General features: G+C 38.6%; 18 protein-coding genes. 12 read left to right on the top strand and 6 right to left on the bottom strand.

Annotated elements, in window-relative coordinates:
• The first annotated feature begins 284 nt into the window (after positions 1-284).
• The 3 genes from KSK55_RS14975 to KSK55_RS14965 all read left to right on the top strand — a co-directional run bounded on the left by KSK55_RS14975 (position 285) and on the right by KSK55_RS14965 (position 4,191).
• Entirely contained in the window at positions 285-2,327 is a 2,043-nt protein-coding gene (locus KSK55_RS14975) for a PAS domain S-box protein (RefSeq protein ID WP_218607493.1), read from the top strand.
• 446 nt (positions 2,328-2,773) lie between these two features.
• Entirely contained in the window at positions 2,774-3,766 is a 993-nt protein-coding gene (locus KSK55_RS14970; RefSeq protein ID WP_214420977.1) for a TIGR03557 family F420-dependent LLM class oxidoreductase, read from the top strand.
• Positions 3,767-3,813: 47 nt separating this feature from the next.
• The gene (locus KSK55_RS14965; RefSeq protein ID WP_218607492.1) at positions 3,814-4,191 is read left to right on the top strand and encodes a cupin domain-containing protein; all 378 of its coding nucleotides are present in this window, start codon (positions 3,814-3,816) and stop codon (positions 4,189-4,191) included.
• Between the two features lie 145 nt (positions 4,192-4,336).
• Here KSK55_RS14965 and KSK55_RS16765 read toward each other — a convergent pair whose 3' ends face one another.
• From KSK55_RS16765 to KSK55_RS14950, 3 genes are all read right to left on the bottom strand, one after another.
• A complete protein-coding gene (locus tag KSK55_RS16765; protein ID WP_218607491.1) occupies positions 4,337-4,441 on the bottom strand; it encodes a 4Fe-4S binding protein in 105 nt (34 codons plus the stop codon).
• The gene (locus KSK55_RS14955) at positions 4,442-4,726 is read right to left on the bottom strand and encodes a 4Fe-4S binding protein (protein ID WP_218607490.1); all 285 of its coding nucleotides are present in this window, start codon (positions 4,724-4,726) and stop codon (positions 4,442-4,444) included.
• A gap of 169 nt (positions 4,727-4,895) precedes the next feature.
• Entirely contained in the window at positions 4,896-5,111 is a 216-nt protein-coding gene (locus KSK55_RS14950; RefSeq protein WP_218607489.1) for a DUF5683 domain-containing protein, read from the bottom strand.
• A 138-nt stretch (positions 5,112-5,249) separates the two neighbouring features.
• Here KSK55_RS14950 and KSK55_RS14945 point away from each other — a divergent pair, with 138 nt between their 5' ends.
• Positions 5,250-7,706 (top strand): ATP-binding protein, encoded by a 2,457-nt coding sequence (locus KSK55_RS14945; RefSeq protein WP_218607488.1) that lies wholly within the window; start codon positions 5,250-5,252, stop codon positions 7,704-7,706.
• 122 nt (positions 7,707-7,828) lie between these two features.
• Positions 7,829-10,630 carry a PAS domain S-box protein gene (locus tag KSK55_RS14940; protein ID WP_218607486.1) on the top strand — a complete coding sequence of 934 codons (2,802 nt, stop codon included), beginning with the start codon at positions 7,829-7,831 and terminating at the stop codon, positions 10,628-10,630.
• Between the two features lie 160 nt (positions 10,631-10,790).
• Here the strand turns inward: KSK55_RS14940 and KSK55_RS14935 are convergent, their stop codons facing one another.
• Together KSK55_RS14935 and rsgA are read right to left on the bottom strand one after the other, a co-directional pair.
• A complete protein-coding gene (locus KSK55_RS14935; RefSeq protein WP_218607485.1) occupies positions 10,791-11,486 on the bottom strand; it encodes a hypothetical protein in 696 nt (231 codons plus the stop codon).
• 117 nt (positions 11,487-11,603) lie between these two features.
• Positions 11,604-12,704 carry a ribosome small subunit-dependent GTPase A gene (rsgA, locus tag KSK55_RS14930; protein ID WP_218607484.1) on the bottom strand — a complete coding sequence of 367 codons (1,101 nt, stop codon included), beginning with the start codon at positions 12,702-12,704 and terminating at the stop codon, positions 11,604-11,606.
• 356 nt (positions 12,705-13,060) lie between these two features.
• On the opposite strand from rsgA, the gene KSK55_RS14925 reads away from it, so the two are divergent.
• The 7 genes from KSK55_RS14925 to KSK55_RS14895 all read left to right on the top strand — a co-directional run bounded on the left by KSK55_RS14925 (position 13,061) and on the right by KSK55_RS14895 (position 18,808).
• Entirely contained in the window at positions 13,061-13,540 is a 480-nt protein-coding gene (locus tag KSK55_RS14925; protein ID WP_218607483.1) for a flavodoxin family protein, read from the top strand.
• A gap of 9 nt (positions 13,541-13,549) precedes the next feature.
• Positions 13,550-14,350: an EFR1 family ferrodoxin gene (locus KSK55_RS14920; RefSeq protein ID WP_214420969.1), complete on the top strand. Its 801-nt coding sequence runs from the start codon at positions 13,550-13,552 to the stop codon at positions 14,348-14,350.
• Between the two features lie 175 nt (positions 14,351-14,525).
• On the top strand, positions 14,526-16,247 hold the full coding sequence (locus tag KSK55_RS14915) for an ATP-binding protein (protein WP_214420968.1): 1,722 nt from the start codon (positions 14,526-14,528) through the stop codon (positions 16,245-16,247).
• Positions 16,244-16,948 carry a 4Fe-4S double cluster binding domain-containing protein gene (locus tag KSK55_RS14910; RefSeq protein ID WP_214420967.1) on the top strand — a complete coding sequence of 235 codons (705 nt, stop codon included), beginning with the start codon at positions 16,244-16,246 and terminating at the stop codon, positions 16,946-16,948. Before KSK55_RS14915 ends, KSK55_RS14910 begins: the two co-directional genes overlap by 4 nt.
• Before the next feature lie 72 nt (positions 16,949-17,020).
• Entirely contained in the window at positions 17,021-17,869 is an 849-nt protein-coding gene (locus tag KSK55_RS14905) for a pirin family protein (RefSeq protein WP_218607482.1), read from the top strand.
• A gap of 117 nt (positions 17,870-17,986) precedes the next feature.
• Positions 17,987-18,520: a hypothetical protein gene (locus tag KSK55_RS14900; RefSeq protein WP_214420965.1), complete on the top strand. Its 534-nt coding sequence runs from the start codon at positions 17,987-17,989 to the stop codon at positions 18,518-18,520.
• 30 nt (positions 18,521-18,550) lie between these two features.
• A complete protein-coding gene (locus KSK55_RS14895) occupies positions 18,551-18,808 on the top strand; it encodes a UPF0158 family protein (protein ID WP_214420964.1) in 258 nt (85 codons plus the stop codon).
• A gap of 68 nt (positions 18,809-18,876) precedes the next feature.
• On the opposite strand, the gene KSK55_RS14890 is transcribed toward KSK55_RS14895, so the two are convergent.
• Complete coding sequence (locus KSK55_RS14890) at positions 18,877-19,725, bottom strand: hypothetical protein (protein ID WP_218607481.1); 849 nt, start codon at positions 19,723-19,725, stop codon at positions 18,877-18,879.
• Positions 19,726-19,843 lie beyond the last annotated feature (118 nt).

The raw sequence follows: 19,843 nt of genomic DNA, 5'->3' as shown, positions 1-19,843 counted from the left end.
GATATCCTGGTTATAAATTCCAATCTTTATTGTGGCTATATTTTTTCACAATGATATATGAAAAGGATTTTCCAAAAATGTTATGATAATGTAATGATAATCTATCATCTCTAAATCCTATGATAATTCTCCTCTGCTTTAATAATTAGGTTATTTTAATGAATGAGACAAAGGATAGGTATTCCCAGATACGTGAATATCTCCAAGAACGTTTTCCTGAGTCAGTTTCAATTTCGAGAATAGCAAGAGATTTAAAAATAAACCGGGGCTCGGTTTCAAAATACATGGAAGTACTGCTAACCCAAGGACATGTGATCATGAAACCATATGGGAAAGCAAAACTCTACTCATCATCACAGAAAATTCCATTTGATGATCTTTTTGATTATCTTCCTGATGCAATTTTAATACTTGATGAGGATCTTCGTATTCTTATGGTCAATAAAAGTTTTATAAAAACTTTTGATATCGGGAAACACCAGCAGATTACTGGTTTCTCTCTCGAAAAATTAGATTTATCTCTCTTCAGAGATCCCTCGGTTCGTGATAATATAGATCGAATTTTATTGTCAAAAACGTATGTGAACGAGATGTTGCTCATTGAACCTGTAAAAAACCGAATTTTTCTTACCGAGTTCATTCAGACAACTGTTCCTTCTCTTTCATTTACTGGAAAAACGGGAATTATGATCAGTTTTCGGGACATCACAACCTGGAAAAAAACTGAAGATGAATTAAAAAGCAGTGAACGGAAGATCCGGACCCTATTTGAAGAAGTACCAAGTGGTATCTTTATGTTTCAGGAGGATGGTACGATTTTGAATGCGAATCGGGCATCACTTGAAATACTTGGTCTGACTCGATTTACTGATATTGCTCACATCAATCTTTTTGATATCATGTGTTCTCGTGAACCTATTGAACGCCTAATAAAAGAAGGAAAAAATGCAGAGATAACACTTACCTGTAATTTTGATCGTGTAAAAAGAACTACCCTTGTTCCAACTAGCAAAAGTGGCGTTGCATATTTTCAAGTGGTGTTTGCACCAATAATAGATAGACGAGCAAATAATCCTCGTGAGTTTTTTATTCTATTCCTCGATATTACCCAACAGAAAAGAGCTGAAAAAGAATTAAAAGAACGTTTTAGAGGAATCACGAGTAATCTCCCTGGTATTGCATACCAATTTTTTGCCCGTGATTCAGGTGAATGGGGAGTTTATTATGTTGATGAACGCTCTGACAAAATTTATGGACTGTCTCCTGAACCTCTTTACAACTGGTTTGATCGGTTCACTGCTTGTATCGCAGAAGAAGATAAGGAGCGGTGGACTGCCTCAATTCAAGATGTAATTTTACGGATAGTCCCTTGGGATTTTGAAGGGATCTTTATCCATCCAGATGGAAAAAGGATGTATATACGAGGAGTATCTCAACCGATACGCCTGAAAAACGAAACCATCTGGAATGGGCTTTTCCTTGATATTACTGATAGAAAAAAAGCAGAAGAGGAATTGCGAATCAGCGAGCAACGGTTTTTTGGGATTGCCAGAAACCTTCCAGGTATTGTATATCAGTTTTATGTACGAAATACAGGGGAATCTGGAATGTACTTTGTAGATGAACGATCAGAGGAATTATATGGCATCTCTCCTAATCCCCTTGATTCCTGGATCAATCGTTTTGGTTCACATATTGCACCTTCTGATCAGAAACGATGGACTGATTCAATAGAATATGTTATTCGTAGAAATGCACCTTGGGAATTTGAAGGACAATATATTTTTTCCCAAAATGAGGAACGATATATAAGGGTAATTTCACAACCAATTATATTGCCAGAAGAAACAATATGGAACGGTCTGATTCTTGATATCACAGAGTATTGGAAAGCAGAGGAAGCACTTCGGAAAAGTCTCTTTAATGAAATCAGATATCATTCTTTTTTTGAGAATACCTGTAACGGGGTGTTAATTTACGAACCCATTAACGATGGAAACGAATATATCCTTAAGGATGTCAATAAAGCAACGGCTAACCTGCTTCGTATGAATAAGGAAGATCTCATCGGGAAAAAGTTATTTGAAGAATTTCCTGATCTTCCAAATCCGGAAATCAGAGACCTTTTACGACGTGTCCTCATGTCAGAAAAACCTGAATTTGTTGCTCCGTTGAAATACCGGAAACGGGATGACTTTCCCTGGATTTCACATTATGTGTTTAAATTGCCTTCTGGAGAAATCGCTTCATTCATGGTTGATGTTTCTGATGAAGTGCAAAAAGAACATGAGATGATTGGACAATTCTGCGAATTGCCTCTGGATTGAAAATGTACTGTCTGAATTTTGCATAATTCTGTTTGTTATTGATCATCAATACAAATAATTAGGTTTCGATGACTTTTAATGCTGATCTGTAACCCGATAGTATTTTTGGTATTTCTTACGAGAAAATCTATGTTTAACAGGTCTTTTGATATTTGAGTATTTATTAATCCTTCCGGAAATCAGATTTATTGCTGAGCAATAAAAATCAAGTTTATTATCATAAAGATGAAAGAATCTATGTGGACAACCGTCCACAGAATACCGACAAGAGATAAACTGTACCATTAATGGCGATGACCAGCCGGATTCAATTGACTCACAATCATCCTATGAATCCAGGTTGGTTCGCTCGTTACCCATGATTATTGGATACTGATAGGTATCAATATTCCGGTCACGAAAGATTGCGCCATTTTTGGTCCTTATTATCGGAATGAGGAATTATCATGGAAACAAAAGTAGGCTATTTTGCGTCTATTGAGCAGTATAAACCAATGGATGCTCTTGAACAATCAGTCAGAGCAGAAAAAGTAGGTTTTGATTCTATCTGGGTTGATGATCATTTTCACCCGTGGTACCACTCAGATGCCCAGTCAGGTCAAGCTTGGGCATGGATGGGTGCAACATTACAGGCGACCAAAAAAGTATTTGTCTCTACATGTATTACATGCCCAATTTTAAGATATAATCCTGGTGTTGTTGCCCAGACGTTTGCAACACTTCGTCAAATGTACCCAAAACGAGTTGGAGTTGCAGTTGGAGCAGGTGAAGCACTTAATGAAGTTCCGGTAACTGGGCAATGGCCGAGTGTTCCTGAACGTCAAGAGATGACGATTGAAGCCATAGAGGTTATGAGAAAACTTTGGGAGAGTAAAACACCCGTTACATTTAAAGGAAAATATTACACCCTCGAAAAAGCGTTTATGTATACAAAGCCAGAAGATGAAGTACCCCTCTATTTTAGTGGTATGGGCCCTAAGGGAGCAAAGCTCGCCGGAATACACGGCGACCATTTAATGACCGTTTCTGCCGATACAGAAACCTTAAAAAACGTTACCATTCCAAAATTTGAAGAAGGTGCAAAAGAAGCTGGGAAAGATCCAAAAAAAATGGAGAAAGCCATGTTAATATGGTATTCCGTGGATCCGGATTTCGAAAAGGCGGTCGAAGGGAACCGGTTCTGGGCTGGGTGTTTAGTTCCTGCTATGTTTAAGTACCGTGTCAGTGATCCACCCGAAGTAGAACTTCATGCAAATGCAGTCGGATCTGAAATGATTAAGAAAAACTTCTTATGTGCAACCGATGCAGAAGGTCTAATTCATGAGATCGAGCGGTTTAAGAATGCAGGTATAACTCATTTCTGCCTTGGTAACTCAAGTCCAAATGTCAATTATGGAATTGATATATTCAAAGATGTCATTCCTGCTGTAAAGGATTGATCTAGATTTCATGACTCCCATATTGATTAATAATGAGGAACGATGATATGTCGAGTACATTAGAAAAAACTACTATTTTTTTTCCTGAGCAGGTAGTACATGCTGATGATATGCCCTGGTATTCTCCACCTGGGTGGAAAGGAGTATTCCTAAAAGACTTAATCGGAGAAAACCAGACATATGGGAAATTTAGTTATCATCTTGTCCGGGTTCAGGAAAATTGTGAAGTCCCATTACACAGCCATGATACACAATGGGAGTGGAACGCAATTCTTGGAGGTAATGGTACTTTTATTCTCAATAAAAAAGAAATTTCGGTATCAAAAGGCCAGACATTTGTTACACCTCCAGGAGTATCACATATTATTCGTGCAGGGAATAGAGATATTGTTTTATTGGCGATGTTTGTTCCACCTTTAGGATGAAACTCCTTTTTTTAAAATAATTTACGATGAAAATAGTTTCTGATCTATTAACTTTCATCATTTGTTACTGATGCAATTTTCATAGTTACAGGTGAGAAATGAAGTGGTTCATGTGGTTTTCTGTTATTGTCATGAAAAAAGGGGATTAAAACGTGTAGGAGATATCATTTTGTGGACAGATATCTGCACATGATGCACAGAGTATACACTCATAATTTTCTATCTCACCAGTGTTTAGAATCCAGACCAACTAGATTCCGTATTTTATAAAGCTTAGTTTTTCTCCAGAGACTGGACTTTTTTGAATTTCTCCACATATTTCCTGCTCTGCTCCCATAGGACAGAACCAGCCACACCAGAATCGACCAAAAAAGAGCGATGCTATAAAGGTTATGTTAATAAGCACCATGATTCCGGTTATTATGCCTTCTGACACTCCTCTGAGCAGAATAATTGGGGAAATATACACAAGAATTATCGGGAGGGTGATAAACATCCAGAAGAGAATAACTCTCCTTATCTGTTGTCTGTTCATAATATCGGATCACCTTTTTGGTTCCATTTCTACCATTTTCGCAATGTAATGTTCATTTACATCACATTTATGTGTAGACCAAATATGAAAGTATGTAATATTCAGCAATTACAGGTTACTTAAGTGACGTTAGCCGTAGGTTCACATAAAACGGCCGAAAAATAAATGATCAGGTATTCATCTCCTTTGCTTTCGTGTATGCATCAAACATGCTGTATATCCATACGATAAGATAGAAAGGAATTCCTATCAGAATAGTCGATAGACCAGCAAATATTGCTGCTGCTACGAACAGCAGAATTGCTTTTAGTAACTGGCCGGTATAAAACTGACCAAGTCCTGGGATAAAGAACGAGAGAATCAAAGCGATGAGTGGTGATGGCATGGGGAAGTACGTCTCAATCGATTGTATATATGAATTCTGGTCAAATGAATGCCTGCTATTATTACATTAATTTCTGCATACCTCTACACTTACAATACCGTCATGAGTTTTATCATCTCATAGGATAATCCAAGTTTTATGTTCTCTCTGCTCTGGGTGGATGATGACATACTCTTCCTTTCACTCGTCATCGCAGAGACAAAAATGTGGGCCCATATTCAAGTAAAAACTGTTTTGAACGAGGAGGAAGCTGAGAAGATCCTGGCAAAGAACAGGATTGATATGGTGATATCTGAGTATTTACTCCCTGAAAAAAGTGGTATCGATCTTCTTCGACATATCAAATCAAGATATGGGGAACTCCCTTTTTTATTACTAACAGGGCATGGTAATGAAGATGTAGCCATTGAAGCCTCACGGTATGGAGCAACAGGATATTTTCGAAAAACCGGAGATATTATTGCACAATTAAATGAAATCTATGGTATTGTCCGGATTGAAATGGTGCGCAAGGAAAAACGCGAGTCGCATAAATTACAAGAGTTACCTTCTCGAAGCATTCTGAATATACAACAATCGTTTCTTCTTCGGATTAACCTGAATATGGTTGTATTATTTTGCAATCCTGTGTTATTAGCCACTATTCATATTTCTTCTAAAGACATTATCGGGGAGAATTTTTTAAATTACATTATTAAATCCGATAGAGGGCCTTTTGTAGATGCAATAATGAAACTTTCTTCAGAATCACCGAATATTTCATTTAAGTTTCGTCTCTTTCCTGCAGATAATAAAACCCAAAAAATATGGACTGAATGGATATGGACTGCATTTTTTGATAACGATGGTAGTTGTAACTTTATTCAGGGGATAGGAATAGATTTAGAGAAAAATTTGGAAACATCAAGGAGGGAAGAACAGTATTTTACCAATCTGGAGTTTTTATCCAGGACTGCCATGAAACTACTTGATATTGAAGATCAACAGACTTTGTACCAATTTATCGGCGATACTATACTTGAAATCGTTCCTGATTCATATATTACCGTTGGAGCAATAGATAAGAAAAATCACACACTTATTTTAAAAACCGTGGTTGCTTCGGAGGATATCCTTCCAATTGTCAGAAAGGAACTTGGAAGTAATATTACCGGTTATGCGTATCCACTTTCATTAGATCCCTCTGCTGAAGTAGTATTTTTAAAAAAAGGACCCGTAAGAGCCCCATCACTCTATTATTTACTCTTTCACATGGTTCCTGAAGAAAAATGCAAGAGAATAGAAGAGATGTTATCACTTGGGGATAGTTATATTCTGGGATTTTCAAGTCAGGGAGAAGCATTTGGTCATGTAGCAATAACTCTGAAAAAGGGACATGAACTGGAAAATCGTGAATTATTAGAAGCATTTGTATCACAGGCTTCAGTTGCATGTCTCCGGCTACACACCCTGCAGGAACTTATTGAAAGTGAGGAACGATATAAAGCGGTTGTTGAAAGTCAGACGGATGTTATCTTACGCTTCAGACCCGATGGTACTCATATCTTTGCTAATGATGCATTTTTTACATATTTTGATATCACACCTGAAGAATTGGCCGAACGAACAATTATCCCGTTTATTTTTAATGAAGATTTTGAATTATTAAAAAAACACCTCACTAAACTCACCGCTTCTGATCCAATCTCAACCATAGAGATACGTCTGATCCTGAATGATGGTTCTATCAGATGGCAACAATTGAATATCAGGGCTATTTTCACCCCTGATGGAGAATTGATAGAATATCAGGCTGTTGGTCGTGATATTACCCAGCGAAAATGTGCTGAAGATGAACTGGTTACATTATATGCTGAGCTGGAAGAGAAAGTCAAAGAGAGGACACGTGAACTCTCAGCAGTGAATAATGATCTTTCTATGTATACCTATTCTGTCACCCATGATCTACGGGCACCTCTTCGTGCGATAGATGGATTTACTGCTATTTTTTTAGAAAAATATACAAAGGATCTTCCTTCAGAGTCGATTCGTCTTCTAGAAATAATTCGGAAAAACGTAGCGAAAATGAATCAGTTGATCGATTCGCTTTTTTTTCTTTCAAAATCCACACATCATATCCTTCAAAAAGACATGATTCATATGGAACAACTTGTCAGGGAAGTTCTTGAGGAATTACTGATAGACAATAAAAAAAGAGATATAATTACCATTATTGGACCTATTCCTAACGGGTATGCAGATAAAGTTCTCATTCGACAGGTGTTTGTAAACCTTTTTTCGAATGCACTAAAATTTACCCGTTTAAAACCTCAAACAATCATCGAAATAGGATTTGGGCCCTCAAGTGGAGAATTTGCATATTTTATTCGGGATAATGGAATTGGATTTGATATGAATTATGGAGATCGTATCTTCAAATTATTTGAACGAGTTCATTTCGGGAATGAGTACGAAGGATCAGGAATTGGTCTGGCAATTGTAAAACAGATTATTGATCGACATGGCGGAAAAATCTGGGCTGAATCTTCTCCTGGAAAAGGGTCTGTTTTTTATTTTACTCTTGGTCCGGAAAAAACTTTAGATCCGGTCATATGATTGAGTAAAATTGATTTATGTACACAAGTTTTTTCTCTGTTAACCTGGGTAAGGGAATATCAAAGGGATACGTTTATCGTCAATGGATTTGAATGATACTATATCGGTCTCTTTAGTTATGCATGAAAGATGATGAATACGTATCGGTTTCAAATGACTCATCTGCCCCAAATAAAAAGAAAGATAAAGGGCCCCTTCATCAGATTCATCGCTTTTTTGGCCGGTTGAAATTAAGGACCGTGCTTACCCTTCTTTTTGGATTGGTTGTAGTTCTTGCAATTTGTATTACTGGATTGTTAGCATTTCAAAACAGCCAATATAGTGCAAATGAACTTGCAGGTCAGCTACAACATGAAGTAGCGAACAGAATATCAGATCAGCTCGATTCTTACCTGCAGGTTCCCCACTTTGTTAACCAACTCAGCATTGACTCATTTAAACATAATCGTGTGTCTGTTCATGATACAGAAGATTTAAAAGAATACTTTCTGGAATTATCACACCAATTTGATACTGTAGAAGCTATTTGTTATGGACATGAGAAAGAGGGTAATTATACCATTATTTCAAAAGTTGGATCACCAGGTCTTGCAACAGGAAAAGAACGATATTATGGAATTTCAAATCAGAACACAAATTTTTCCTTTGTAGAATACCATTTATTTCCGGATGGTCGGACTGGAGAAAAAACAATCACCATTCCAGATTACGATCCCCGTACCAGACCCTGGTACCAGGAAGCAGTTCAGGCAAAAGAACCTGTCTGGACACCGATTTATATGTGGCTTGAGGGAATAGTCAGTATAGATGCAGTTCGTCCTGTCTATTCTGATACTGGTGAATTACTTGGGGTTATGGATACTGCTCTGACTTTATCTGGTATTAGTGACTTTTTACAAAAAATCGAGATATCACCACACGGTCAGGCTTTTATCATTGAAAAATCGGGTGTACTTGTCGCTTCTTCAACGGTCCGGGAACCATATGTTAATGAAAATGGGACGCTTGTTCGCCTATCTGCTTCAGCCTGTAAAGATCCAGTAATTCAGAGAACATCTCATTACTTATTAGAACATTTAGGCAATCAAACAATTATAAGCTCAAAACAGTTCCAGTGTGATTATGGGGGAACCAGACAACTTGTTCAAATCTCTCCATACCAGGATCAATATGGACTTGACTGGCTCATTGTGGTTGTCATTCCTGAATCTGATATTATGGGTAGTATTTATGCTCATAATCAGATAACGTTTATATTTTTAATTTGTGCGATTATTGGGACAATTATACTTTGTATATTTCTGGCGAGATATATCACAAAACCAGTTTTATCCATGAATAGGGCTGCAAAAGCTCTTGCACGCGGAGATTTCTCATTGTGGACTGATCTTGATAGGGATGATGAACTTGGAGAACTATCACATTCATTTAGTCAAATGGCAGTTCAACTTCGGACCATGTTCTCATCACTTAAAGCGAGTGAAGAACGATATCTGAGCCTTTTTCAGTCATCAGCAGATGCTATTTTCCTTCTTGATACATGTACCTTGCTTGAGATGAACCGGGCTGCTGAAGAGATGTTTCAGATTTCTGCTGTGGATGCATGTGGAAAAGAGGCTTCATCGCTTTTTGATGAGATCGGTCCGGTAATTTGTGAAATGATTAATTCATACCGATTGGAAAATAATGAATATCTGTCTAAAACCATCTCCAGGATCAATAATGACGGAGAGCAGTACCTCAATATTCAGATAACCAAGATCCCAGAAGACAACAGGATATTAAGTCTTGTTCATATCAGAGATATTACAAAAGAGCGTCAGGCAATAATTTCATTCGCCGAACAGGAAGCACTTCAGAAATCTTTCTCTCAAATTCAAATGATCCTGCAGCTTCTCCCTGATCCGACTTTTGTAATAGATGCTGATGGATATGTTCTCTTCTGGAACAGAGCATTTGAGAAACTGACTGGATATTCATCGGCCTCAATGATTGGAAAGGGAGATTATGAATATTCTGTTCCCATTCATGGAATAAAAAGACCAGTTCTCATTGACCTTGTACTTCATCCGGAAATTTCATCTGATAACTTATATGACCGAATTGAACAAGAAGGAGACATTATAAAATCCAGTTTCTGGGTTGATATCTCCGGAGAGATGAAATATATATCTGCAATCGCTGCGTGTCTTTATGATTCGACTGGAACCATTATCGGTGCCATCGAAACAATTCGTGATATTACTACTCTGAAACAAGCTGAAGAGGCATTGCTTGTTGCAAATAATAAATTGAACTTGTTATCCAGTATTACCAGACATGATATACTGAATAAAATCATGATTTCTAAAGCGTATCTTTCATTTATAGAAGAAATTGATCTGAACCCTGATCAAAAAACGTATATGGACGCCATAAAACGTTCTTTGAGTGAAATTGAGCATTTTGTCTCATTTTCCAAAACCTACCAGGAACTGGGGATGAAGGTTCCGGAGTGGCAGGATGTAGGTGAAATATTCCGCCGAGCAGAGAAAGAAATTGATACCGGAAATATTACGGTCAATATTGCTATATCTGGAATTTTCATTCTTGTTGATCCGTTATTTGAAAAAGTGTGTTATAATCTCATTGAAAATGCTATCAGGCATGGGGAAAAACTGACTCGGATTGATATTACATCATATGAGGCCAACACAGGTCTTCTGATAAAGATCAAAGACGATGGTGTAGGGATACCTGATGATCAGAAAAAATTAATCTTCGAGAGAGGGTTTGGCAAAAATACCGGGTATGGACTCTTTTTAACCCGGGAAATCCTATCCATCTCCTCTATTACTATCTCTGAACAAGGATCATTTGGAGATGGATGTCTGTTTGTAATAGATGTTCCAAAAGGAAAATACCACATTGATGAACAGTCTTAACAGAATTCCTTTTTTTCATAGGTTTGCAGAACGGCTGTCTGATAATAGAGATGATAATAACAGTTATTTGAAATTAATTTTTGGTAAATTCTGATGGGAAGTATTAGGTCAAATTGAACTTTGTAGTCTGTGGTATATTGTGTGCCTGTTTAAAAAATGATTATTCCATTTTTGTACCATTCCAGAATTCAAGAGATCCGGAATCAGAAAATGAAGTTGTATATGTCCCAGTATAACTCTTCTTATCTTCTGAAAGAACAAATGTGAAATTTCCTGTTTCAACCCAGGAGCCAGTAAATTTTTTCCCATCCTCTGAAACTACTCCATCTATGTGACCTGGTTCATCTTCTTCACTATGGAATGGAGAGTAAGAACCAAAAACTACCGATCCATTCTGAGTAAATGTGTAGATATTGCTGGCTGATTTCCAGGTTCCTGTCCAGGTATTATTCAGGTCTTTCACTTCTCCTTCTCGTGTGGCGTTACTTAAATACGTGAAGGGATCTCCAATATTTCCTTCCTGATTGACTGTTCCTACTCCTGAAAATGACATGAGATCATCTGACAGAATATATGTAATCGTTCCTGATTCTGACCATATTCCTGAAAATGTTTTTTTGTCTTTTGATAATGTTCCTTTAAGTAGACCAGAATCCAAGACTGAGATGTCTTCGGGGTCATAACTTCCGGCAATATTCGCATCATTTTGAAGGATGAGTACAGTATAATCATCAGACATCCATGACCCATTCCACCAATTATCAGATGATGAAACCTGAGGAGTTTCTGCGAGGACAAAGTTCATGCTTATCAGAATAAGGATAACCATGCCTCCTGTAAACATGTATGATCTCATTTTTTAACCTCCTGTAATCTGTTATACTCATTTAAAACCTAAAGATTTTCTCTTTTTATAGGAAGAAATCAGCGTATTTCTTTCTATAACAATGAATCTTTTTACGGAGAAGTACCTTTACCGTTGTGCTTTCCACTTGGGACTCTCATGAAGCTCATGAGCAAGCTGACTTATCCCTTTGAACTTTTTCTTTTCAAATCGTTTTAATCCAATTTCAGCTTTTTCTCTTTCAAATGACATTTCTTTCAGAATTTTTCGATATCGCTCTAATCGGCTCTCTAATAGTTCACCATTATCTATTGCCTGTCTAACAGCACAACCCGGTTCCTGCTGGTGAGAACAATCAGAGAATCTGCATCCTCTGGCAATCCGGATAATATCCTGAAATAATTCCTCAACCTGATCTTCAGCGGTCCAGATCCGGATTTCCCGAAGCCCAGGAGTATCAATCAGTGAACACTTGGATGGAAGTACGATTAGGTGACGGACAGTAGTGGTGTGCCGGCCTTTTCCATCATCCTCCCTGATACTCCCCGTTTGTTGAAGATTAAATCCTGAAAGGGCATTCATCAGTGTTGATTTTCCTACTCCTGATGATCCAAGAAAGATTATTGTTTTTCCTGGTTTCAGATACTCTTTTAATTGATCGAGGCCGTTTTTCTGAAGGGCACTGATGGCAACAACCGGAATGTGTCCAAGTTCTGTATGAATTTCATTTATTTTGGATGTGGTATCATCACATGTATCGGTTTTGTTCAGGATGATTACCGGCTCAGCTCCAGATGATCTTACAATGAGGAGATATCTCTCAATCCGCGAGATATTAAAATCCATTCCTGGATCAGTGACAATAAAAGCCGTGTCAATATTTGCCGCTAATATTTGTTCTCCGGTTGATTCTCCGGCTCCTCCACGTGACAGACAGGTTCTTCTGTCTAATATTGATACAATCATCCGGGATGTTGGATCCTGATTTAAAATAACAACAAAATCTCCCACTACCGGGTGGAGGTTTTTAGATCTCATTACTCCAGAAATAGGTAATGAGATGATCTCTCCAGGTATGAGTACATCATATTTCGTTTTATGAGCAGTTGCTACTCTGCCAGATATATACGGGCCTTTATATGGGGAAAAAATTAAATCCCATTCTTTATCCCATCCAATTTCTTCAAGAGAGGTAATTTGTGGTTGATCACAATCAGAATTATTCTGCATTGAGAAGTTTGATAAGGAATACTATAACAGATTTTTCAATTGTAATGCCCGGGGTTTGAATTGTTTAGGATTATAATTTCTACCATCCATCTCCACAAGTCAGGATCTTAAGAAAGAATATTATAAGAATATAAGCAATTAATTATATGGTTCAGGTTTGAAAGATCTAATTTGAACCATCTGGATCTTTATCTATTACAGATAATTCCTGGTGATTTCATAATCTGATGGTAATCGAGTATCTCATATGTTCAATACATTATTTCCGGACATATGATTTATTATTTCCAGTATAATCATCAGATGAAAAACGTTTTGACTGACTGGCAAAATTTACTTTCGTGTGAGGGAAGAAGATGAAAACTGCAATTATTTATCATTCCCATTCCGGGATAACCAAAAATGTAATTCAGAAGATACATGATGAGATATCTGCCGATATTATTGAAGTAACCCCAATACATCCGTATTCATCTCTCATGGTAATTCCAAAAGGATGCTACCGGGCTTTAAGAGGATTACATGATTCTGTTCTCCCAGAAAAAATTGAAGTATCTGCTTATGACCTCCTTATTATTGCCTCACCGGTTTGGGCAGGAAAACCAACACCTGTAATTAATGGAGGAATTGAAGGTCTCACAGGATGCCAGGGTAAACATGCCTTTGTATTACTGACTTGTAAAAGTACAGAGAGTGGTGAGCAAGCACTTATATCGATGGTAGAACGGCTGAAAGCAAAAGGAATCTCCATATCCGGCACTGTGGTGCTTGATCAGGCAGGATCAATAGAGATTGAAACCATTCAAACTGTCATCCGCGATATCTCATCTCTGTGAGGAGGGATCATGCATACAACAATATATTATTTTACTGGAACTGGAAATTCTCTATCGGTAGCCAGAAAGATTAGAGACATCCTAAGTGATACTGATCTCGTTCCTATTTGCCCTCTGATGCAGTCTGAAGAAGAAATTATCAGCCCTGAGGGAAGAGTTGGTATCATCTGTCCGGTATATGATGCTGGAGTTCCCGTCATCGTCCGAAATTTTCTCAAGCGGCTAAACACAGGTAATACAGCATATGTTTTTGGTATTGTGACCCTGGGAGGGACAGGTGGTTCTGCCTTGAAGATGATGGATGTTACTCTTCTCGAGAAAAATCCGACCGGACTTAATGCCGGATTTTTAATCAGAATGCCCAATAATTTCCCTCCTGTTTCTACTCCCCCTTCAGGAGAAAAAATTATGTCCATTCTGTCATCTGCGGATGTTGAAATAAACCGGATCACAGAAATAATCAGGGAATGTAAAAATCAGAAAATTGGGATGTACCCCATCTCTTCTCTCATGCAGACTGTATTATATGGCGGATTTGTCAGAGGAGTTCATAAGGCCGATGAAAAATTCTCAGTTTCAGATACCTGTACCTCCTGTGGGATTTGTGTCTCTGTCTGTCCGACTGAAAACATTTCGCTTGAAGACGGAAAGCCTGTTTATCATCATCAGTGCGAACTCTGTTGTGCCTGTTTGAATTTTTGTCCGGTTCAGGCTATTGATCTGAATCTCATGAGGGGAACGAAAGGAAGGGGCAGGTATCATTATCCGGAGGTAACGGTCAGGGATATGATAGGGCAAAAAAACTTATAATATGTTTAAATTATAAATCGACTAAAATTTGAGACTCATTTTATAAAAAATTACAAAAGATACCTCTTTCATTTATTGTATTAATTTTGATTACTATTCTTAATTTCAATGATATCATGACATATAAATATCCATATTACATAACGTGTAACCACAGAACCAGGGTGAAATAACTATGAACCGCCGAGTCCCGTATGGGATTATGAATTTCGCTGAGCTTATCGAAAAAAACAGTTATTTCGTTGATAAATCCCAATATATAGAAAAATTAGAAAAATATCAAAACCCGGTTTTTCTTCGCCCAAGGCGTTTTGGGAAATCTCTCTTCTGTTCAATGCTTCAGTATTACTATGACCTGAAAGAAGCATCACGGTTTCATGAACTTTTTGGGAATACCTGGATAGGAAATAACCCTACTGATACTCATAATCAATATATTGTCTTAAAATTTGATTTTTCCGTGATTTCAGTTTCTGAAGATATAAAAAAAACTGAATCGGCCTTTAACCAAATTTGTGTAGGGCGGATATCTCAATTGAAATATGCCTATCCTAACCTGATGTATGATTTCCCTGATTTTTCTCCGGATACTGATGCCTCAACTGCTTTTTCATTATGGCTTGGATATCTGCAAAAATCTGATGCTCCACAGGTATATGTCATTATTGATGAATATGATAATTTTGTCAATCAGTATATTACCAGTCACCAGGATCACCTGTATCAGGAAGTAACCTCCGGTGATAGTTTTCTCAGAACATTTTTTAAGACACTCAAAGAGGGAAGACAAATGGGAATTATTGCAAATATTTTCATCACCGGAGTCCTCCCCATTACAATTGATGATCTGACGTCAAGTTATAATATTGCATCATTTCTTACCCTTGATTCATCTTTTGAATCTATGCTTGGGTTTACACAGGGAGAAGTAAATGCCCTTCTGGATATGATATTTGATGAATATCAGATTGATCCAATCATTCGCCCGGTAATTCAAGAGATAATAAAAACGCAGTATAACGGATACCATTTCGTGGATCCTGATGGTGATGCAATATATAATTCTACCATGCTGATGTATTTCTTGCAGGATTTCTGCGATAAGAAAAAAATTCCTAAACAACTGACCGATTTAAACCTGAGGACTGATCTCTCTTGGGTGAAACGGATAACCAGCAGCACGGAGAACACCCGGGATATTGTCAGTGAACTTTTACAGACTGAATCCATCCCGTATGATGAAGAATATCTGGTCTCGAAATTTAACAGATCCCAGTTTTTTGACAAACATTACTATCCCATTTCATTCTTTTATCTTGGTATGCTGACAAAAAAGGATCAATTTTTCCTTAAACTTCCAAATGTGAACATGCAAAAGATATTTGCAGAATATTTTAATGAACTCTATAACATCGATGTCTCTACCCGGTATGCTGAAATGATGCAGGGTTTTCTTAATAATCCTGATTTAAAGAAGCTCTTTGCTGATTACTGGCAACTCTATGTTGGGCAGCTTCCGGAAGCAGTGTTTAACAGAGTGAATGAGAATTTTTACCGGACGACATTTTATGAACTCTGCAGCAGGTATCTTTCTACCTGGTTTACCTGGAATCTTGAACGATCATACCCGAAAGGTCGTAGTGATCTTGAATTTGTCGGGAAATATCATGAAAAATTTGCCGGCATCCGGTGGGTTATTGAGTTTAAATATTTTTCAAACACTGAATGGTCCAGGATGAATACGTCGATAGAGGTTTTTACTGTCAGAGACGAAGATACGAAGCAGATTTTGGGATATAAAGAGGGGCTCAGGTATGAATACCCGCAGGCACATATACAGATGTTCGTCATATATTGCATTGGAAATCAGGGTTTTAAGGTTATTGAGGTATTATGACTGATCTGTATGATTCACTCTCCTCTTTCTGCACGATGCAGGGGACATCATATTTCGGGATTGCAGATCTCACATCTGTGCAGGATGAGGTCATAAGACAGGGAGGTGAAATGACCCGGTTTCCTTACGCCGTGGTGTTTGGGATTAAACTGCAGCATTCAATTGTAGATCTTCTCGGACAAGGGAGTCGGGCTGCAAAGATTCTCTATCATCATCATGCGTACCAGGTAATCAATACTCAGCTCGATATTATCTCATCCGGTGTGGCTAATCTTATTCAAAAGACCGGATTCTCCGCTCTTCCTGTTCCGGCTTCTGTTCGGGTGGATGATGAACAAATCTGCTCAGTATTCTCTCATAAACTGGCTGCCCGACAGGCTGGATTTGGATGGATTGGCAAGAGCTGCATGCTTATCACCCCAGATCACGGACCACGGGTCCGATGGGGGAGCGTTCTGACCGATGCCCCCCTACAGGCAGTGTCTGCACCCATGGAGGACCGATGTGGATCCTGCCAGGCTTGTGTTGATATCTGTCCGGTGAAAGCATATACTGGAGCATCTTTTCGAGAAGAAGAACCACGGGAAGCCAGATTTGCTGTTGAACGATGCGACGGGTATTTTCTTGAGATGAAAAAGAGGAATGAAGAACCAGTTTGTGGACTGTGTCTGTATGTGTGTCCCTATGGGCGAAAACGGTAATTTTTAGTGGACATACGTACGTCAGGTTTTTTTAGACCATATTTATTATATGTCTCACGTTGATTATGTTTTATGGGGTTAAATCAGCCGGTATGGGAAATTCTTATTGCTCGTGAAACAATCGAAGGAGCCGGAGTCAGGCTACATCGTGCCTTCGGATACCATGAGATCCCCCGGTTTGATCCATTTCTGATGCTTGATGATTTCAGGGGAGATTCTCCGGCTGATTATGTGAAAGGGTTTCCCTGGCATCCACACCGGGGCATTGAAACGGTTACGTACATGCTTGATGGACTGATTGAGCACGGTGATAGCATGGGAAATGCCGGAATTGTGGGAACCGGAGCAGTTCAATGGATGACAGCAGGTTCAGGAATTATTCACCAGGAGATGCCAAAACCGGTTAATGGAAAGATGGGCGGATTTCAACTCTGGGTTAACCTTCCCCGGTCAGAAAAATATCATGTTCCCCGGTACCAGGAGATTTCTTCTGATATGATTCCAGTAGATACTCTTGAGAATGGTTCGAAAGTCCGGGTGATAGCAGGAACATATGGGCGATTAACAGGGCCGGTTCGTGAGATCATTGTTGATCCAGAATATCTCGACGTGTCTGTTCCTGCAAATTCAAAATTCTATCACCAGGTCCGGCCTGGTTTTACCGGGATCATGTATGTTTTTGAAGGACGATGCACGGTTGGGATGGGAGAACCTGTTTTTTTGAAAAATCGTAGTTTGGCACACCTGGCTCCGGGAGCGGTCCTTGATCTTACAACCGGGGAAGATGGCTGCCGGTTTTTATGGATCTCCGGAAGACCTATCAGAGAGCCGATTGCCTGGGGTGGGCCGATAGTCATGAACACCCAGGAAGAAGTGGATCAGGCATTTGCAGAATACCGGAATGGGACGTTTATTAAATAAAAACCTTTCATATTTTTATTTTTTACTTGGTTTGAGGGAATAGGTTCTGATACGGTCATTCATATTATTTCGGAATTATACGGGCTATTCAATATCCAGAAAAACGTATATTTTTTTATGACAAAAAAGCATGATCTCTCATTTCTCTCTACCATAACTGATGACCAGGCTTCGAGAGTTCTTACACATTTACTTAATGAAAACCCGGAACTGATTTCTAAAGCTGCTTCAATTGCAAAAACTCTATTGTCCGATGTAGATGAGGAAGAAATTTGTAAGGATGTTTGTGATGCGTTATCAGAACTGGATGTCCATGACCTCTGGGAACAATCAGGGAGAACACGGTATGGGTATGTAGAACCCTGCGAACATTCATACGAAATGATGGAAGAAAAAATCGAACCATTTTTAGACGAGATGGAACGATATTTAGATCGAAAAATGGTTGATGATGCTCATGCATACTGCAGGGGGATAATCCGGGGAATCTGTGTTTACATGTCAGAAGAAGCCGGAGAATTTGCTGACTGGGCTGTCGACAATGATGATGGTCTGACATATGATGTTATCGAGAGATGGAAATTGAAAAATAAAAAACCAGAAATAATTGCAGACCTGGAAGCATGGCGAAATGAATGTCTAAAGATTTAATCCATGAAATATTTGATAAGATTGATAACGATGAAACCGGAAGATATGTCCGGTTTCCAATCCGTAAAGGGTCACGGGATGGGTATCCAGACAATAAATGACCCGGAAGTCCATGAACTCGCCTATCAGGCCATCAGGGGCCCTAAACCTTTTCGGAGATTTAAAGATTTTATCCAGACTTATCCTGACCTACAAGATCTGTGGCACACATGGAAAGATCACCGGTCACGAAACAGAGCTCTGGAATGGCTGGAGGAAGAGGGATTAGGCCTTTCAAATGAAGATTGAAATCCGCCTGATCTTATATGTTTCAGGCAAAAATATAGATTTTTTTAAATTGAAGGGTAAAAAAGGGATTAAATGGGTACTGATTCATCTGAAGTTTCATTTACCCCTTCATCAGGTGTCTCCTCAACTGGTTCATCAGATGATTCATCATCACACCCGACACACCCTTCACAGTATCCCATCGTGTACTGTTGATTGGGATCAGGGTTTTCCTGTAAATATCTCTTCAATATCACAATACCCGGATCCATACTCTTTACATTCGCCCCAGAGATTATGTAATCATTACACAGTGTCTCATCCTCACATTGCTCAGTTCCATATACTCCGATGAACCATTCGGATGAGTTCACCACGAGACCACAGTCACATACCGCATATTCTGACGCTAATCTGTCAGTATTTATGTCTGCATGGATGTCCTGGGGAAGAACAGAACATGGTTTATTCCAACAGTCAGCCCAGTCTCCATTCATACATTGTTTCAGATAAATATCTCCTGAATAATCAGGTGAGGTGTTATTTGGATCAATTTCATTACCTTCGATCGGGGCTGCGTGGTAAAATGAGTACGTAGATGTTATCTGACCGACTGGATAACCCGCTTTAATCATCCAGTCCCCATATTCATTAACATACATCCCAATTGGAGCTAAAACTGAACAATTATTGCCACCTAAAGACGGTCCGTCAACCATGTAACAGGAACAGAGGACTTTTGATGGATCATCCTGTGCCGGGACACAATATGCTGTATCACATAATACATAGGGCTGATCACATACAACCGGGACAGTAATCTCTTTATCTGAGAGGGCCTGTGTTATCCGTTCTCCGGTTAATTCAGCCATTGCACATGAGAAAAAACAGGTCAGCAGGACAATCCCGCATATAAGAATAACAAATTTTCGAATCATTTTTTCGCACTCCCTGTAAAAACAGGATAATACACACTTTGTATGGAACTATATAAAGTGATTTATTTGAAATTATGGAAGATTTACACCATTTTGAAGAAAAAATTTGAGCGTAAAA

Source organism: Methanospirillum hungatei, from assembly GCF_019263745.1.
Taxonomy (GTDB): domain Archaea; phylum Halobacteriota; class Methanomicrobia; order Methanomicrobiales; family Methanospirillaceae; genus Methanospirillum; species Methanospirillum purgamenti.
This window is presented reverse-complemented; position numbering and strand designations above follow the sequence as displayed.

Coding starts and splice junctions, on each gene's coding strand:
- KSK55_RS14975 (WP_218607493.1), top strand. CDS start 285: ATGGAAGTACTGCTAACCCAAGGACATGTGATCATGAAACCATATGGG.
- KSK55_RS14970 (WP_214420977.1), top strand. CDS start 2,774: ATGGAAACAAAAGTAGGCTATTTTGCGTCTATTGAGCAGTATAAACCA.
- KSK55_RS14965 (WP_218607492.1), top strand. CDS start 3,814: ATGTCGAGTACATTAGAAAAAACTACTATTTTTTTTCCTGAGCAGGTA.
- KSK55_RS14955 (WP_218607490.1), bottom strand. CDS start 4,726: ATGAACAGACAACAGATAAGGAGAGTTATTCTCTTCTGGATGTTTATC.
- KSK55_RS14950 (WP_218607489.1), bottom strand. CDS start 5,111: ATGCCATCACCACTCATCGCTTTGATTCTCTCGTTCTTTATCCCAGGA.
- KSK55_RS14945 (WP_218607488.1), top strand. CDS start 5,250: ATGTTCTCTCTGCTCTGGGTGGATGATGACATACTCTTCCTTTCACTC.
- KSK55_RS14940 (WP_218607486.1), top strand. CDS start 7,829: ATGAAAGATGATGAATACGTATCGGTTTCAAATGACTCATCTGCCCCA.
- KSK55_RS14935 (WP_218607485.1), bottom strand. CDS start 11,486: ATGAGATCATACATGTTTACAGGAGGCATGGTTATCCTTATTCTGATA.
- rsgA (WP_218607484.1), bottom strand. CDS start 12,704: ATGCAGAATAATTCTGATTGTGATCAACCACAAATTACCTCTCTTGAA.
- KSK55_RS14925 (WP_218607483.1), top strand. CDS start 13,061: ATGAAAACTGCAATTATTTATCATTCCCATTCCGGGATAACCAAAAAT.
- KSK55_RS14920 (WP_214420969.1), top strand. CDS start 13,550: ATGCATACAACAATATATTATTTTACTGGAACTGGAAATTCTCTATCG.
- KSK55_RS14915 (WP_214420968.1), top strand. CDS start 14,526: ATGAACCGCCGAGTCCCGTATGGGATTATGAATTTCGCTGAGCTTATC.
- KSK55_RS14910 (WP_214420967.1), top strand. CDS start 16,244: ATGACTGATCTGTATGATTCACTCTCCTCTTTCTGCACGATGCAGGGG.
- KSK55_RS14905 (WP_218607482.1), top strand. CDS start 17,021: ATGGGGTTAAATCAGCCGGTATGGGAAATTCTTATTGCTCGTGAAACA.
- KSK55_RS14900 (WP_214420965.1), top strand. CDS start 17,987: ATGACAAAAAAGCATGATCTCTCATTTCTCTCTACCATAACTGATGAC.
- KSK55_RS14895 (WP_214420964.1), top strand. CDS start 18,551: ATGAAACCGGAAGATATGTCCGGTTTCCAATCCGTAAAGGGTCACGGG.
- KSK55_RS14890 (WP_218607481.1), bottom strand. CDS start 19,725: ATGATTCGAAAATTTGTTATTCTTATATGCGGGATTGTCCTGCTGACC.